The following is a 14712-nucleotide window of genomic DNA, read 5'->3' as shown; positions in this document are numbered from 1 at the left end:
CGGGTGCATTTTTGGCTTCGCCAAAAATGCACCCGTCCCCTTATTGCGGGACGAACTCGAGGATCGGCGCGGCGACCTCGGCGACCGGCGCGGGCGGCAGCAGCCAGTGGTCGGCCAGCATGAAGGCGAACAGCGCCATCAGGTAGACGATGGAGTAGTTGAAGACCTTCATCGCGTAGAGCTCGGAGGGCGGGTTGAGCAGGCGCACCGCCATCCACAGGAACACGCCGCCCAGCACCAGGGCGCCGCCGAGGTAGAACACGCCGGCCATTCCGGTGGCGGCGGGCAGCACGGTGACCACCACCAGCAGCACGGTGTAGAACAGGATCTGCCAGCGCGTGTAGGTGACGCCGTAGACCACCGGCAGCATCGGGATCAGCGCCTTGGCGTAATCGTCGCGGCGGAAGATGGCCAGCGCCCAGAAGTGCGGCGGCGTCCAGACGTAGATGATCAGCACCAGCAGCAGCGCATAGTCATAGCGCAAGGGGTCGCCCGCGAGGGCCCAGAACGACACGCCCGCCGGCCAGCCCTTCACCGCCGCCCAGCCCAGGGCCGGCGGCGCGGCGCCGGCCAGGCCGCCGATGACGATGTTCTGCGGCGTAGCGCGCTTGAGCCAGCCGGTGTAGATGACGGCGTAGCCGATCAGCGAGGCGAAGGTGAGCGCGGCGGTGAAGGCGTTCACCCACAGCACCAGCACGGCCATCGAGACGACGCCCAGCACCAGCGCGAAGGCCAGCACCTGGGGCGGGCGCAGCGAACCGGTGGCCAGCGGGCGGTGCTGGGTGCGCGCCATCAGCACGTCGATGCGCTGGTCGAGCAGGTGGTTGATGGCGGCGGCCGAGGACGCCGCCAGCCAGATGCCCAGCGCGCCCAGCGCCATGCGCGCCCACGGGAAGGCTTCGCCCGGCCCGACCGCCAGGAACATGCCGATGATCGCGGTGAACACGATCAGCGCCACCACGCGCGGCTTGGTCAGCTCCCAGTAGGCGGCGGGCTGCAGGCTCATTCCGGCGCCCGCAGGCGGGCCAGCAGGCCGACGACGGTGAACAGCAGCAGCGCGGCGCCGGCGTTGTGCGCCGTGGCCACCCACAGCGGCAGGCCGAGCATGATGTTGCTGATGCCCAGCGCCACCTGCACGGTCAGCAGCACCAGCAGCATCACGCCCCAGAACACCAGGCCGGGCGTGCGCAGCAGGCGGATGCCCACGACCAGCAGGTGGCCGACCACCAGCAGGGCGAACAGCCGGTGCGCCATCTGGATCGCCACGCGCGCCGGGCCGTCGAGCACGCCACCCTCGTAGTCCACGCCGATGCCGCGCCAGAGCACGAAGCCTTCGGCGTAGTCCTGCTCCGGCCACCACTGGCCCAGGCAGGTCGGGTAGTCGGTGCCGCAGGCCAGGGCCGCGTAGTTGGCGCTGGTCCAGCCGCCGAGCGCGATCTGCACCACCAGCAGCACCAGGCCGATCCACAGCAGGCGGCGCAGCTTCGGCGCCTCGGCCGCCACCAGCGCCGACGACGGCGTGGTGCCCCAGGCCAGCCAGGTGAGCAGCGAGAACGTGAGCAGGCCGCCGAGCAGGTGCGCCATCACGATCGCCGGCTTCACCAGCCAGATCACCGTCCACATGCCGAGCACGGCCTGGAAGATGATCACCATCAGCAGCGCCGTGCTCAGGCGCGCGGCGTCCACGTTCGACCAGCGCAGCACCTGCACCAGCAGGATCAGCTCGCCGGCCAGCCACAGCGCGACGGACAGCGCGTGGTTGGGCGCCATGCCGCCCACGCCCATGTAGACCGGGATCGACAGCGCCACCAGCGCCGAGGCCGCGAGCACGCTGGCCACGCCGCCCTTGCGCTTGCGCGCGGCCAGCAGCGACAGCGCCAGCACCAGCACGCCCAGCAGCGCGGCGATGTGGCGGTGGAACTGTTCGCGCCAGGCCTTGGAGACTTCGACCGCGCGCTCGAAGGCCTCGTTGGCCGAGGCGATCTCGTGGTCCTGGGTCGGCCAGGTGGCCTTGCCGTAACAGGTGGGCCAGTCGGGGCAGCTCAGGCCGGCGTTGGACAGCCGCACGAAGCCGCCGAAGACGATGACGCCCAGCGCGAGGATCAGCGCGGCCCAGGCCAGGCGGTGGAAATGACGGGAAGGAGCGTTCATCAGGGGCCTACTTCAGCACACGTCCGAGGTCCTTGCGCAGGCCGGAGGGGTCGAAACCCGGGGCGTAGCGCAAGACGAGGTAACCATTGGGGTCGGCCAGGTAGGCCGGCAGCGCGTCGGGGCGGGCGACGTCGGGCAGCAGCGCGGCGAGCTCAGCGCTGGGCTGCATGGGCACGAAGCCGCCGAAGCCGGCGGCGCCGGCCGGCACCTCGCCGAACCACAGCACCTTCAGCCGATCGGCGTGGCGACCTTCGGACACCCAGACCCGGTGCAGCGCATCGTGCATGGCCAGGCAAGGCTGGCCGCAGCCTTCCGGCGCCACGAATACCACATGCCAGTTGCGCTCCGCCGGCTGCCACTGCCAGGCGGCGCCGTCGGCTTTCGCCAGCGACAGCGACTGCAGCTGCGGGTACGGGTCGAGCATCTGGCCGATGTTGCGCGTCTGGCCCGGTTTCCAGCCGCCGAAGAACAGCGTGGCCGCGACACCGAAGCTGCCGAGGAAGAGCGCGGCCACGAGCAGCAGCTGCAGGCGCGATCGGGATTGTTGGTTGGTGGTCATGATTTCTTGCGGAACCAGAGCAGGAGGAGGGTCACCAGGGCGGCGGCGGCCAGGCCGAACCACTGCAGGGCGTAACCGCGGTGCTTTTCCGGAGGCAGCGTATTGGAAAGCAACTCAAGGTCGCGTTCATGGCCCAGCGGCAGGGCAGGATCGAGCCTGAGCACCCGCGGCGCCAGTGCCGGCAGTTGCCAGGCCTCGGCCACGCGCATGGGCTCGAGGTGCAGGGCCAGCCAGTTCCGGCCGCCGTCGCGCGATTCCAGGCCGCCGCCGAGCTTCAGGCCCACCGCCGGCGGCGGCGCCAGCAGGCCGGCCAGTGTCGCCTCGCCGCGCGGGCAGTCGCTGGCCGGCAGGGTGCGGTCGGCCGGCAGCGGCAGCCAGCCCAGGTCCACCAGCAGCGGGGCATCCGCGCCGGCGGGCTGGAAGGCGCAGTACTGGCGCACGCCAACGCGCTGGCCACGGCGCTGGTTGTCGAGCCACAGCGAGGGCGTGTCGAGGAAGCGTCCCGCGCCGGCCACCTTGCGGATGCCACCCGGCGTGGCCATCGCCGCGCCGAGCGGCTCCGCCGGACCGGCCAGCACGCCGGCGGTGTCGGCCAGCAGCGCTTCCTTCTCCAGCGCGCGGCCCAGCTGCCAGCGGCCCAGCGCGGAGAAGCCCAGCACCAGGCACAGGCCGAACATCGCCAGCAGCACGCGGTTTTTCAACACGCGCGGCCCCGGGGGGCGGATAATGGCGACTTCACCCCACAAGCGGCACCGTCCATGAGCAGCGAGCTGAAAACCCTGGTCGTCATCGGATTCTTCCTCTTCATCCTCTGGAACCTCGGTGCCGGCCTCTACTACATGATGGTGGACAAGGGACGCACCAAGCGCACGGTGAAGTCGCTGACCTGGCGCATCGGGCTGTCGGTGGCCCTGTTCGTGCTGGTGATCATCGGCATCCTGACCGGCCTGATCGAACCGCACGGCATCGGCCGCAACTCGGCCCCCTGAAAACATCGGGCCGGCTCAACGCCGGCCCGATGCTTTTGCTGGAGGGCCACCAGGCCCGAAAGCGGTCGGGCCTGGAGGCCCAACTACGTTCGGACCTGGCCGGTCACAGCACGTAGACGAAGACGAACAGGCCCAGCCAGACCACGTCGACGAAGTGCCAGTACCACGCCACCGCCTCGAAGCCGAAGTGGTGGTCGGGGCTGAAGTGGCCCTTCAGGCAGCGCAGCCAGATGACGGTCAGCATCACCGTGCCCAGGAACACGTGCATGCCGTGGAAGCCAGTGAGCATGAAGAAGGTCGAGCCGTAGATGCCCGAACCCAGGGTGAGGCCCAGCTCGGCGTAGGCGTGGTAGTACTCGTAGCCCTGCACGAACATGAAGATGATGCCCAGGACGATCGTCGCGCCCAGCCAGAACACCAGCTTGCCGCGCTGGTTGGCCTTGATGGCGTGGTGGGCGATGGTGAGGGTGACGCCCGAGGTGAGCAGCAGCAGGGTGTTGACCAGCGGCAGGCCCCAGGCCGGGATGGTCTGGAAGGCACCGCCGATTTCGCCCGGGCCGTTGCTCGGCCAGCCGGCGCTGAAGCCCTGCCAGATGAACTGGTTGGTCAGGGCGCCGTCGCCCTCGCCCGACAGCCACGGCAACGCGAACTGGCGCACGTAGAACAGGGCGCAGAAGAAGGCGGCGAAGAACATCACCTCGGAGAAGATGAACCACATCATTCCCATGCGGAACGAGGCGTCCACCTTGTCGTTGTACTTGCCCGACACCGACTCGGCGATGACGTTGCCGAACCAGCCGAACAGCACCGCCAGCGTCGCCAGCAGGCCGATGAAGAACACCGGCTGGCCCCAGGCATGGCCGTTGAACCAGTTGGCCACGCCCACCATCGTCGTGAACAGCGTGACCGAACCGATGAACGGCCAGGGGCTGTGGTGCGGGACGTAGTAGACGTTCGGATCGTCGTGGGTGCTTGCCATGGTGTTCCCCGGTATTCCTGGTGGGTCGGGTGTCACGGTGCCGCGTGCGCGGAGGCGCCCGAATGGGCGCTGCCGGCGAGGCGGGCCGTGGCCACGTCGTTGTTGTAGAAGGTGTAGGAAAGCGTGAGCGTCCGCACGTTGTCCGGCAGCGCCGGATCGACGATGAAACGCACCGGCATCAGGCGTTCCTCGCCCGCGCCCAGCATCTGCTCGGTGAAGCAGAAGCACTCGGTCTTGTTGAAGAAGGTGGAGGCCGTGGACGGCGCCACCGAAGGCGCGGCGTTGCCGACGATGGCGTGGTCGCCGACGTTGCGCGCGATGTAGTTCATCTCGTAGACCTGGCCCGGGCGCACCTGCATGCTCAGCTGCGTCGGCTTGAACTCCCAGGGCAGCTTCGAGTTCACGGTGGCGTCGAACTCAATGGTGACCATGCGGTCTTCGTCCACCGCCAGGCCGGCCACGCGGGCTTCGCCCGCCGGCCCCTGCTCGAGCTTGATGCCGAACACCTTCTCGCAGGCGATGTAGTACAGCGGCACCATGCCGAAGGTGAACAGGAAGGCGCCGACTGACACCAGCACGGCGGTCTTGAGCGTGGCGTTCGAGGAAGGCTTCATGGCAGCACCGCAGAGAGCATGAAGGCGACGTAGATGCCCACCGCCACGATCGCGATCGCCCAGGCCGTGCGGCGGACGCCGCGGCGGCGGGTTTCGTCGGTCTTGCTGGCGGTGGGCTGCTGGGTCATGTCGGTGTCGCGGCGCCCCGGACAGGGGCGCCGCAGCCTCGCGTCAGTGGGTCACGTCGCCGTGGGCGAGGTCGCCGTCCTTGATGACCGGCGGCAGGGTGAAGGTGTGGTGCGGCGCCGGCGAAGGCACGGTCCACTCCAGGCCCTTGGCGCCTTCCCAGGCGCGAGCCTCGGCCTTGACGCCGCCACGGGCGGTCTTCCAGACGATGTAGGCGAACAGCAGCTGGCTGATGCCGAAGCCGAAGCCGCCGATGGTCGACCACATGTTGAAGTCGGCGAAGGCCATGTTGTAGTCCGGCACGCGGCGCTGCATGCCCGCCAGGCCCAGGAAGTGCTGCGGGAAGAACAGCAGGTTCACGAAGATCGTGGACAGCCAGAAGTGCCACTTGCCCAGGGTCTCGTTGTACATGTGGCCGGTCCACTTCGGCAGCCAGTAGTACACGCCGGCCATGATGCCGTAGACGGCGCCGGTGACGAGCACGTAGTGGAAGTGCGCCACCACGAAGTAGGTGTCGTGGTACTGGTAGTCGGCCGGCACGATCGCGAGCATCAGGCCCGAGAAGCCGCCGATGGTGAACATCACCACGAAGCCCAGCGCGAACAGCATCGGGGTCTCGAAGCTGATCGAACCACGCCACATGGTGGTGACCCAGTTGAAGACCTTCACGCCGGTCGGGATCGAGATCAGCATCGTCGCGTACATGAAGTACAGCTCGCCGCCCAGCGGCATGCCCACGGTGAACATGTGGTGGGCCCAGACGATGAACGACAGGAAGGCGATCGCGGCGGTGGCGTACACCATGGCCTGGTAGCCGAACAGCGGCTTGCGGCTGAAGGTCGGGATGATCTCCGACACGATGCCGAAGGCCGGCAGGATCATGATGTAGACCTCGGGGTGACCGAAGAACCAGAAGATGTGCTGGTACATCACCGGGTCACCGCCACCGGCGGCGTTGAAGAAGCTGGTGTCGAAGAACTTGTCGGTCAGCAGCATCGTGACCGCGCCCGCCAGCACCGGCATCACGGCGATCAGCAGGAAGGCGGTGATCAGCCAGGTCCAGGCGAACACCGGCATCTTCAGCAGGTCGACGCCCGGGGCGCGCATGTTGAGCACGGTGGCGATGATGTTGATCGCGCCCATGATCGAGCTGATGCCCATCAGGTGGATGGCGAAGATGGTGAACGCGGTGGAGTTGCCGCCCTGCAGCGACAGCGGCGGGTACAGGGTCCAGCCGCCGGCCGGGCCGCCGCCACCGATGCCGAACAGCAGCTGCAGGATGATCGGCATCAGCAGCAGGGTGAAGGCGAACGGCATGATCCAGAAGGACCAGTTGTTCATGCGCGGCAGCGCCATGTCCGGGGCGCCGATCTGCAGCGGGATCATCCAGTTGGCCAGGCCCACGAAGGCCGGCATGACCGCGCCGAAGATCATCACCAGCGCGTGCATGGTGGTCATCTGGTTGAAGAACTCGGGCTCGACCAGCTGCAGGCCGGGCTGGAACAGCTCGGCGCGGATGACCAGCGCCATCGAACCGCCGATGAAGAACATCACCAGCGAGAACACCAGGTAGAGGGTGCCGATGTCCTTGTGGTTGGTCGAGTAGAACCAGCGCTGGAAGAAGCTTTGCTTGTGCTCGCCGTGGTGGTCGGCGTGGGCGTCAACGTGTGCCATTTCTCGTGCCTCTCTCAGTGTTCTGCTCAGCCTTCGCCGCCGGCCTGGGCCGGGGCGGTGGCGGCGATGCGGGCGGCTTCGGCCAGGTCACCGGCCTTGTGCGCGGTCAGCCAGGCCTCGTATTCCGCGCGCGGCACGGCCTTGACGACGATCGGCATGAAGCCGTGGTCCTTGCCGCACAGCTCGGCGCAGACGCCGCGGTAGGTGCCCGGCTCGCTGATCTCGGTCCAGGCTTCGTTGATGATTCCGGGGATGGCGTCCTGCTTCCAGCCCAGCGCCGGCACCCACCAGGAGTGGATGACGTCGTCGGCGGTCATCACCAGGCGGATCTTGGTGTCGGTAGGCAGCACCAGCGGGTTGTCGACGTCGCGCAGGTAGTGCGGGACGAGGGCCGGGTCCGGACGCTCGCCGCTCTGGCGGATGCGGTCGGACTCGCGGTCGAGGCGGGAGATGAAGTTCACGTCCTCGCCGACGATCTCGTAGCGCCACATCCACTGGTAGCCGGTGACCTTCACGGTCATCTCGTGGCCGCGGGTGTCGTACTGCTCGATCACCATGCTGGTGGCCGGCACCGCCATCACCACCAGGATGATGACCGGGATGACGGTCCAGATGATCTCCAGCTTGGTGCTGTGGGTGAACGACACGTCGGGCTTGGCGCCCTTCGACTTGCGGAACTTGAACATGGCCACGGCCATCGCGCCGAACACGGCGACGCCGATGACCACGCAGATCCACAGCATCAGCATGTGCATGCTGTAGGCGTTCTCCGCGGTGCGGGTGACGCCCTCGGGCATGTTCAGCTGCCAGCGGACCGGCTCGCTGTCGGCCCAGGCCGAGACACTGGCCATGGCGGCCAGCAGGCCGGTGGCGGCCTTGGCGGCGATGGCGCTTGCTTTCTTCGCATTCATCCGAACTTACCCCAACGTGTGGTCTTGGTCCCGGCACCGGCCCGAGGCCGATGCCAGCAATTCTTTCAACCTTGCCGCGAGTTCCAGGCGCTCCCCCGGTGGCAGGAAGGAGCCAACCTCGACCTGCCGGCCCTGCGAGCCCAACAGTACCCGCTCCCGGCCTTCTGCGCCGGCCACCGAAACCCGCACCCAGTACGGATGCGCCTCGAAGGCCGGCCCTGACTGGGCCGAGCGCCGCACTTCCAGATGGCGCGGATCGACCGCGATCACCTCGAAGCGTTCGCCCTGGCGCCACACCCATCGCAGCACCGCCGCGATGAAGGCCGCGTCCAGCAAGGCGAAGACCGGGGCAAGGACGTTGCCCTGGCTCCACCAGGCGAAACAGGCCACCGTGAAGGCGGCCAGCGACAGGGCCACGAACAACCCGGTGAACTGGCCCGCCGTCATGGCGCGCCGCGGCCGGAGCACCAGACGGGCCCCGGGGCCGGACGGCACCGTAACTTCGAGCTCGATCACGCGGATTCTCCGCGACCAGCTAGAACCGAGGGATTTTAGCTACCCCCGCGACAGGGGGGCAAGCCGAAACCCGGGCGATGCCTGCCCGCCCCCCGGGGGCCACGGCTTCCCCCCCCCTCTCGGGGGCCTTAGAATTCGCGTTCTCGCGCGCCCCGCGCCCGCCAGCCTGGACCCCCGTGACCCCGATCCTGAGCCCTGAACTCCCCGGCGAGCCGTCCGAACTGCGCGCCCGGATCACCGCGGCCTACCACCGCGACGAAGCCGAACACCTGGCCGGGCTGCTCGACCAGGCCCGCCTGCCGGCCGACGAACAGGCCCGGGTGCAGGCCACGGCCGAGGCCCTGGTGGGCCGCACCCGCATCCGGGCCGCCGACCCGGGCATGGTCGAGGCCTTCATGCGCCAGTACGACCTGTCCAGCGAGGAAGGCGTGCTGCTGATGTGTGTGGCCGAGGCCCTGCTGCGCATCCCCGACCGCGCCACCGCCGACAAGCTCATCCGCGACAAGCTCGGCGACGCCGACTGGGACCGCCACATGGGCCAGTCGAGCTCGGTGCTGGTCAACGCCTCCACCTGGGGCCTGATGCTGACCGGCCGCATGGTCAACCTGGCCGAGGAAACCCGCCGCAACGCCATCGGCGCCTTCCGCCGCCTGGTCGGCCGCGCCGGCGAACCGGCCATCCGCCTGGCCGTGCGCCAGGCCATGCGCATCATGGGCCACCAGTTCGTCATGGGCCGCACCATCGCCGAGGCGCTCGAGCGCAGCCGCAAGGGCGAGCAGGCCAAGTACCTGTATTCGTTCGACATGCTCGGCGAGGCCGCCTTCACCCAGGCCGACGCCGACCGCTATTTCCGCGCCTACCGCGACGCCATCGCCGCGATCGGCGCCGGCGGCCCCTACCCCGACGTGCTCGCGGCGCCCTCGATCTCGGTCAAGCTCTCGGCCCTGCACCCGCGCTACGAGCTGGCCAAGCGCGCCCGCGTGCAGGCCGAACTGACCCCGCGCGTGCTTGAGCTGGCGCAGCTGGCGCGCGACCAGGGCATCGGCTTCACCATCGACGCCGAAGAGTCCGAGCGCCTGGAACTGAGCCTGGACGTGATCGCCGGCGCCTACGCCGATCCATCGCTCGACGGCTGGGAGGGTTACGGCCTGGCGGTGCAGGCCTACCAGAAGCGCGCACCGGCCGTGATCGACTTCATCGCCGACCTGGCCCGCCGCGGCGGCCGCCGCATCCCGATGCGTCTGGTCAAGGGCGCCTACTGGGACAGCGAGGTCAAGAAGGCCCAGGCCGAGGGTTACCTGGGCTACCCGGTGTTCACCCGCAAGGCCAACACCGACGTGAGCTACCTGGCCTGCGCGCGGCGAATGCTGGCGGCGTCCGACGCCATCTACCCGATGTTCGCCACCCACAACGCGCACACCATCGCGGCCATCCACCACTACGCCGGCGGCGCCCGCTTCGAGTACCAGAAGCTGCACGGCATGGGCGACGACCTCTACGCCGAAGTGATCCCGGCCGACCGGCTGGGCGTGCCCTGCCGCGTCTACGCGCCGGTGGGTTCGCACGAGGACCTGCTGCCCTACCTGGTGCGCCGCCTGCTCGAGAACGGCGCCAACTCCAGCTTCGTCAACCGCATCACCGACGAATCGCTGCCGGCCGCCGAACTGGTGGCCGACCCGGTGGCCACCGTGGCCGGTTACGCCAGCAAGCCGCACACCCGCATCCCCCTGCCGCGCGACCTGTACCGGGCCGCAGGCGAAGACAGGAACAATTCCATGGGCGCCAACCTCGCCAACGACGAAACCCTCGCCACCCTCGCGCGCGAGATCAACGCCGCGCTCAAGCCGGTCTCGGCCATGCCGCTGGTGCCGGGCGCCGCGGCCTCGGGCGCGACGGTGCCGGTGACCAACCCGGCCGACCGCCGCGAGCGCGTGGGCGAATACCTGGCGGCCGACACGGCCACCGTCGAGAAGGCCCTGGCCAACGCCATCGCCGCCCAGCCCGGCTGGGACCGCACCCCGGCCGCCAGCCGCGCGCTCATCCTCGAACACGCCGCCGACCTGCTCGAACAGCGCCTGCCGCAGTACATCGCCATCTGCGTGAAGGAGGCCGGCAAGTCGCTGGCCGCCTCCGTGGCCGAAGTGCGCGAGGCGGTGGACTTCCTGCGCTACTACGCCATGCAGGCGCGCAAGCTGCTGGCCCAGCCCGAGAAGCTGCCGGGCCCCACCGGCGAGTCGAACGAGCTGTGGCTGCACGGCCGCGGCGCGTTCGTCTGCATCAGCCCCTGGAACTTCCCGCTGGCCATCTTCATCGGCCAGGTGGCCGCGGCGCTCGCCGCCGGCAACAGCGTGCTGGCCAAGCCCGCCGAACAGACCACGCTCACCGCCTTCCTGGCCACGCAGCTGCTGCACGAAGCCGGCGTGCCCAAGGACGTGCTGCAGCTGCTGCCCGGCGACGGCGCCACCGTCGGCGCGGCGCTCACCCGCGACCCGCGCGTGGCCGGCGTGTGCTTCACCGGCTCGACCGAAACGGCCTGGGCGATCAACCGCGCCCTGGCCGCGCGCAACGCGCCCATCGCCACCCTGATCGCCGAAACCGGCGGCCAGAACGCGCTCATCGCCGACTCCTCGGCCCTGCCCGAGCAGCTGGTGAAGGACGCCATGACCTCGGCCTTCGATTCGGCCGGCCAGCGCTGCTCCGCGGCGCGCGTGCTGTTCGTGCAGGCCGACATCGCCGACAAGGTGGTCGCCATGCTCGCCGGCGCCATGGACGAGCTGGCGGTGGGCGACCCAGCCCTGCTGAGCACCGACGTCGGCCCGGTGATCGACGAAGACGCCCGCAAGGTGCTGGCCGAGCACGCCGCGCGCATGGACCGGGAAGCGAAGCTGATCAAGGAAGTGAAGCTGCCCGAAGCGACCGCCCACGGCTGCTTCTTCGCGCCGCGCGCCTACGAGCTGTCCTCGCTCTCGCAGCTCACCCGCGAAGTGTTCGGCCCGGTGCTGCACGTGGTGCGCTACCAGGCCAGCGAGCTGGACAAGGTGCTGGCCGACATCAACGCCACCGGCTATGGCCTCACGCTGGGCATCCACTCGCGCATCGACGCGACGGTGGAGAAGATCGCCAGCACCGTGCGCGTGGGCAACTGCTACGTCAACCGCAACCAGGTCGGCGCCGTGGTGGGCGTGCAACCCTTCGGCGGCGAAGGCCTGAGCGGCACCGGCCCGAAGGCCGGCGGCCCGCACTACCTGCTGCGCTTCGTCACCGAGCGCACGGTCACCGTCAACACCACCGCGGCCGGCGGCAACGCCTCGCTGCTCACGCTCGACGACTGAGCCGGCGCGCGACGCGACCCTCCCGTCGCCGGGAGGGTCGCCTGCCTCACAGGGTCACCGGGCCGCCGAGCACATAGCCACAGCTGCAGGACGAGCCGGCCCCGCATTCACCGGGCTTGTAGAAGCCGGTCATGCCTTCCTGGCCGCATTCGAAGGTGCAGGTGTCGCGGGCGGCGCGCTCCGCCTTTTCGCAGGCATCGACGATCACCCAGATGCCATCGCGGTTGTCCCACCGGCTGCCGGAGTCGGGCGGGGTGGGTGCCGGGGCGGCGGCCGGATCGATGAAGCGCCGCCCGACCAGGTCGACGCCCCGCTCGCGGTACGCGGCCAGCACCCGCTCGACGCGGGCCACCTGCTGTTCGCTGGGCAGGCGCGTGGACGGCGGGTGGTGCTCCACGCGGCCATCGGGCAGGCGCAGCACCACGGCGCCGTCCGCCCGCAGTTCGGCCCGGGTGCGCCGGCCCAGGCTGTCTTCCCAGACCAGGTGGGTGGCGCCGTCGTCGGTGAAGCGCGTGGACTCGTGCACGGCCGCCGTGATGTGCAGGTTGCAGAGCAGCCGGTCTTCGCCGATGCCGCCCACGCCTGCGGCCGGCGCCGCGCGCGACGGCAGGGCCAAGGCCAGCAGCAGCATGGCCAGGAACGAAACGATGGTCTTCATGGGTCCTCCTCCCGCGCCGGGATGGCGCCGTTCCAGCCTCCCGCGCGGCGCCGGCCGTCGCGTCGGCGTAAGTCCTGCGCACCGGTAGGCACACGCCATGGCCCGGGCGTGGAAAGCGACGCGCGGCGGATCGGAATGCCGCGATTCCAGCCCGCGCCGGAGACATGGCATGCTGGGCGCCCATTCCCGCGGGAAAGCGCATGTACCTCGAGCACTACGGCCTGGACGAGCCGCCGTTCTCGATCACCCCGGACCCTCGCTTCGTCTACCTGGGCGAACGGCACCGGGACGCGCTCGCGCACCTGCTTTTCGGCATCGGCCAGGGCGGCGGCGGCGGCTTCGTGCAGCTCACCGGCGAAGTCGGCACCGGCAAGACCACGCTCTGCCGCCTGCTGCTCGAACAGCTGCCCGAGAACGTGCGCGTGGCGCTGGTGCTCAACCCGCGGCTGAGCCCGGTCGAGCTGCTCGAGACGATCTGCGAGGAACTGCGCATCGACACCGCCGGCCGCAAGGGCAGCCTCAAGGCCCTGGTCGACGCACTCAACCACTACCTGCTCGACGCCTACGCCCAGGGCCTGCGCGTGGTGCTGATCATCGACGAGGCGCAGAACCTCAGCGCCGAGGCGCTCGAGCAGGTGCGCCTGCTCACCAACCTCGAGACGCCGACCCAGAAGCTGCTGCAGATCCTGCTGCTGGGCCAGCCGGAGCTGCGCGAACTGCTGGCGCGCGAGGACCTGCGCCAGCTGGCCCAGCGCGTCACCGCGCGCTTCCACCTCACGCCGATGGACGCGGCCGAGACCGAGGCCTACCTGCGGCACCGGTTCGCGGTGGCCGGCGGCAAGCGCTTCCCCTTCACCAAGCTGGCGATCAAGCGCATCCACCACCATTCCGGCGGCGTGCCGCGGCTGGTGAACATCATCGCCGAGCGCGCGCTGCTGGCCGGCTATGCCCACGACGAAGCGCAGCTGGGCGAACGCTGGGTCGACCGCGCCGCGCGCGAGGCGCTGGCGCCCAGGCTGTCGCGCCTGCCGAAGTTCAACCTGGCCTGGGGCGTGGCGGCGGTGCTGGCGCTGGTGGCGGTGTCGCTGGCCCTGCGCGACCGCAGCCCGCCCGCGCCGACCCCAACACCGGCCGCGACGACCTCCGAAGCCGCGCCGCCACCGCCCGTGGTGCCCTACCTGCCCGGCGAGGAACTCGGTGCGCGCATCCGCCTGGGCAGCGGCTCCGCCCAGCCGGCCTGGGGCCAGCTGCTCGGCCTGTGGACGGTGCGTGCGCAGGAAACCACCATCGATCGCGCCCAGGCCTGCCCGCCGGTGCTGGCGCCGGGCCTTTACTGCCTGCGCGGCCGCGCCACGCTCGGCAAGCTCGCGGCGCTGGGCCGCCCGGCGCTGCTGCGGCTGCAGTCCGCCGACGGCGAAGCGTGGGCGCTGCTGCTGGGCGCCGACGCGGTGCGCGTGCGGCTGTGGCTCGGCGGTGGCCGCTTCGATACCGACCGGCTGGCGCTCGAGCGCGCCTGGACCGGCGACTACGCCGCGCTCTGGCGCGGCCCCGACTTCCTGATGCCGGCGCCCGCCCCCGGCGACAGCGGCCCGGCCGTGGACTGGATCCACGACCGCCTGCGCGACCGCATCGGCCTGCAGTCGCCCGAGGCCGGCCCGGCCGTGCTCGACGGCGCCAGCCTCGCCGCGGTCCGTCGCCTGCAGGAAGCCAACGGCCTGGCGCCCGACGGCGTGGTGGGCCCGGAAACCCTGCTGGCGCTGTCGGCGCGCGAGAACGAAGGCCCGCGCCTGCGCCGGGTGCTGGACTGATGTCGCTGATCCTCGACGCCCTGAAGAAGTCCGAGGCCGAGCGCCAGCGCGGGCAGGCGCCCGGCCTGTTCGTCGAACAGGCCCCGCTGGTGCGGGCGCGGCGCGAAGGCACCCCCGCCTGGGCCTATGCGCTGGCGGCCTTGCTGCTGGTCGTGCTGGCCGTGTTCGGCTGGCGCGAGTGGTCGCGCGGGCAGGCCGCGCCGGCAGAGGCCGAGGTGGTCGTTGCCCCGCCCTCGCCGACCGACGCGGGCGCGAGCCCGCCGACGACCGCGGCGCCTGTCCCGGCCGCGGCCGTGGAGGCACCGGCTGGCGAGCCGGTGTCCGCACGGGCGGCGCCATCGGTTGCCACGCCCGCGCCCCGGCCAGCTCCCGCAAGCCCGAGGGCGAGCGAGCCG

14 protein-coding genes and 1 pseudogene are annotated in these 14712 nt (G+C 70.3%); 4 read left to right on the top strand and 11 right to left on the bottom strand.

What is annotated here, in order from left to right; genetic code table 11:
- Nucleotides 1–40: 40 nt before the first annotated feature.
- The 4 genes from cyoE to C6N40_RS07425 are packed head-to-tail and all read right to left on the bottom strand — an operon-like array spanning nt 41 to nt 3414.
- Entirely contained in the window at nt 41–1006 is a 966-nt protein-coding gene (gene cyoE / locus C6N40_RS07440) for a heme o synthase (protein ID WP_106990389.1), read from the bottom strand.
- Nucleotides 1003–2151: a COX15/CtaA family protein gene (locus C6N40_RS07435; RefSeq protein WP_106990388.1), complete on the bottom strand. Its 1149-nt coding sequence runs from the start codon at nt 2149–2151 to the stop codon at nt 1003–1005. Before C6N40_RS07435 ends, cyoE begins: the two co-directional genes overlap by 4 nt.
- Before the next feature lie 7 nt (nt 2152–2158).
- Nucleotides 2159–2710, bottom strand: coding sequence for a hypothetical protein (locus C6N40_RS07430; RefSeq protein WP_106990387.1), 552 nt, complete (start codon nt 2708–2710; stop codon nt 2159–2161).
- Nucleotides 2707–3414, bottom strand: coding sequence for an SURF1 family protein (locus C6N40_RS07425; protein WP_320344216.1), 708 nt, complete (start codon nt 3412–3414; stop codon nt 2707–2709). The genes C6N40_RS07430 and C6N40_RS07425 overlap by 4 nt, the downstream gene beginning before the upstream one ends.
- A 54-nt stretch (nt 3415–3468) precedes the next feature.
- Between C6N40_RS07425 and C6N40_RS07420 the strand changes: the two genes are divergently transcribed.
- The gene (locus C6N40_RS07420) at nt 3469–3699 is read left to right on the top strand and encodes a twin transmembrane helix small protein (RefSeq protein WP_106990386.1); all 231 of its coding nucleotides are present in this window, start codon (nt 3469–3471) and stop codon (nt 3697–3699) included.
- 103 nt (nt 3700–3802) lie between these two features.
- On the opposite strand, the gene C6N40_RS07415 is transcribed toward C6N40_RS07420, so the two are convergent.
- Genes C6N40_RS07415 through C6N40_RS07395 form a run of 6 tightly spaced genes read right to left on the bottom strand, consistent with a single transcriptional unit; the run spans nt 3803 to nt 8519 of the window.
- Nucleotides 3803–4678, bottom strand: a complete 876-nt coding sequence (locus tag C6N40_RS07415; protein ID WP_106990385.1) for a cytochrome c oxidase subunit 3 — start codon at nt 4676–4678, stop codon at nt 3803–3805.
- A gap of 32 nt (nt 4679–4710) precedes the next feature.
- Nucleotides 4711–5292: a cytochrome c oxidase assembly protein gene (locus C6N40_RS07410; protein ID WP_106990384.1), complete on the bottom strand. Its 582-nt coding sequence runs from the start codon at nt 5290–5292 to the stop codon at nt 4711–4713.
- Entirely contained in the window at nt 5289–5420 is a 132-nt protein-coding gene (locus C6N40_RS14540; protein WP_275887155.1) for a hypothetical protein, read from the bottom strand. Before C6N40_RS14540 ends, C6N40_RS07410 begins: the two co-directional genes overlap by 4 nt.
- Nucleotides 5421–5463: 43 nt before the next feature.
- Nucleotides 5464–7092: a cytochrome c oxidase subunit I gene (ctaD, locus tag C6N40_RS07405; RefSeq protein WP_106990383.1), complete on the bottom strand. Its 1629-nt coding sequence runs from the start codon at nt 7090–7092 to the stop codon at nt 5464–5466.
- A gap of 26 nt (nt 7093–7118) precedes the next feature.
- Nucleotides 7119–8003, bottom strand: coding sequence for a cytochrome c oxidase subunit II (gene coxB, locus C6N40_RS07400; RefSeq protein ID WP_106990382.1), 885 nt, complete (start codon nt 8001–8003; stop codon nt 7119–7121).
- A gap of 6 nt (nt 8004–8009) precedes the next feature.
- Complete coding sequence (locus tag C6N40_RS07395) at nt 8010–8519, bottom strand: DUF2244 domain-containing protein (protein ID WP_240183476.1); 510 nt, start codon at nt 8517–8519, stop codon at nt 8010–8012.
- A gap of 185 nt (nt 8520–8704) precedes the next feature.
- Here C6N40_RS07395 and putA point away from each other — a divergent pair, with 185 nt between their 5' ends.
- Nucleotides 8705–11851, top strand: coding sequence for a bifunctional proline dehydrogenase/L-glutamate gamma-semialdehyde dehydrogenase PutA (gene putA, locus C6N40_RS07390; protein ID WP_425477682.1), 3147 nt, complete (start codon nt 8705–8707; stop codon nt 11849–11851).
- A gap of 46 nt (nt 11852–11897) precedes the next feature.
- Here putA and C6N40_RS07385 read toward each other — a convergent pair whose 3' ends face one another.
- Nucleotides 11898–12509 carry a hypothetical protein gene (locus tag C6N40_RS07385; RefSeq protein ID WP_106990380.1) on the bottom strand — a complete coding sequence of 204 codons (612 nt, stop codon included), beginning with the start codon at nt 12507–12509 and terminating at the stop codon, nt 11898–11900.
- 200 nt (nt 12510–12709) lie between these two features.
- Here C6N40_RS07385 and C6N40_RS07380 point away from each other — a divergent pair, with 200 nt between their 5' ends.
- Together C6N40_RS07380 and C6N40_RS14050 are read left to right on the top strand one after the other, a co-directional pair.
- The gene (locus C6N40_RS07380; protein ID WP_162782135.1) at nt 12710–14317 is read left to right on the top strand and encodes an ExeA family protein; all 1608 of its coding nucleotides are present in this window, start codon (nt 12710–12712) and stop codon (nt 14315–14317) included.
- A pseudogene (locus tag C6N40_RS14050) lies at nt 14317–14712 on the top strand (hypothetical protein); the annotation flags it as partial. The gene C6N40_RS07380 and the pseudogene C6N40_RS14050, both read left to right, overlap by 1 nt.

This window comes from Arenimonas caeni, from assembly GCF_003024235.1.
In the GTDB taxonomy this organism is placed as follows: Bacteria; Pseudomonadota; Gammaproteobacteria; order Xanthomonadales; family Xanthomonadaceae; genus Arenimonas; species Arenimonas caeni.
This window is presented reverse-complemented; position numbering and strand designations above follow the sequence as displayed.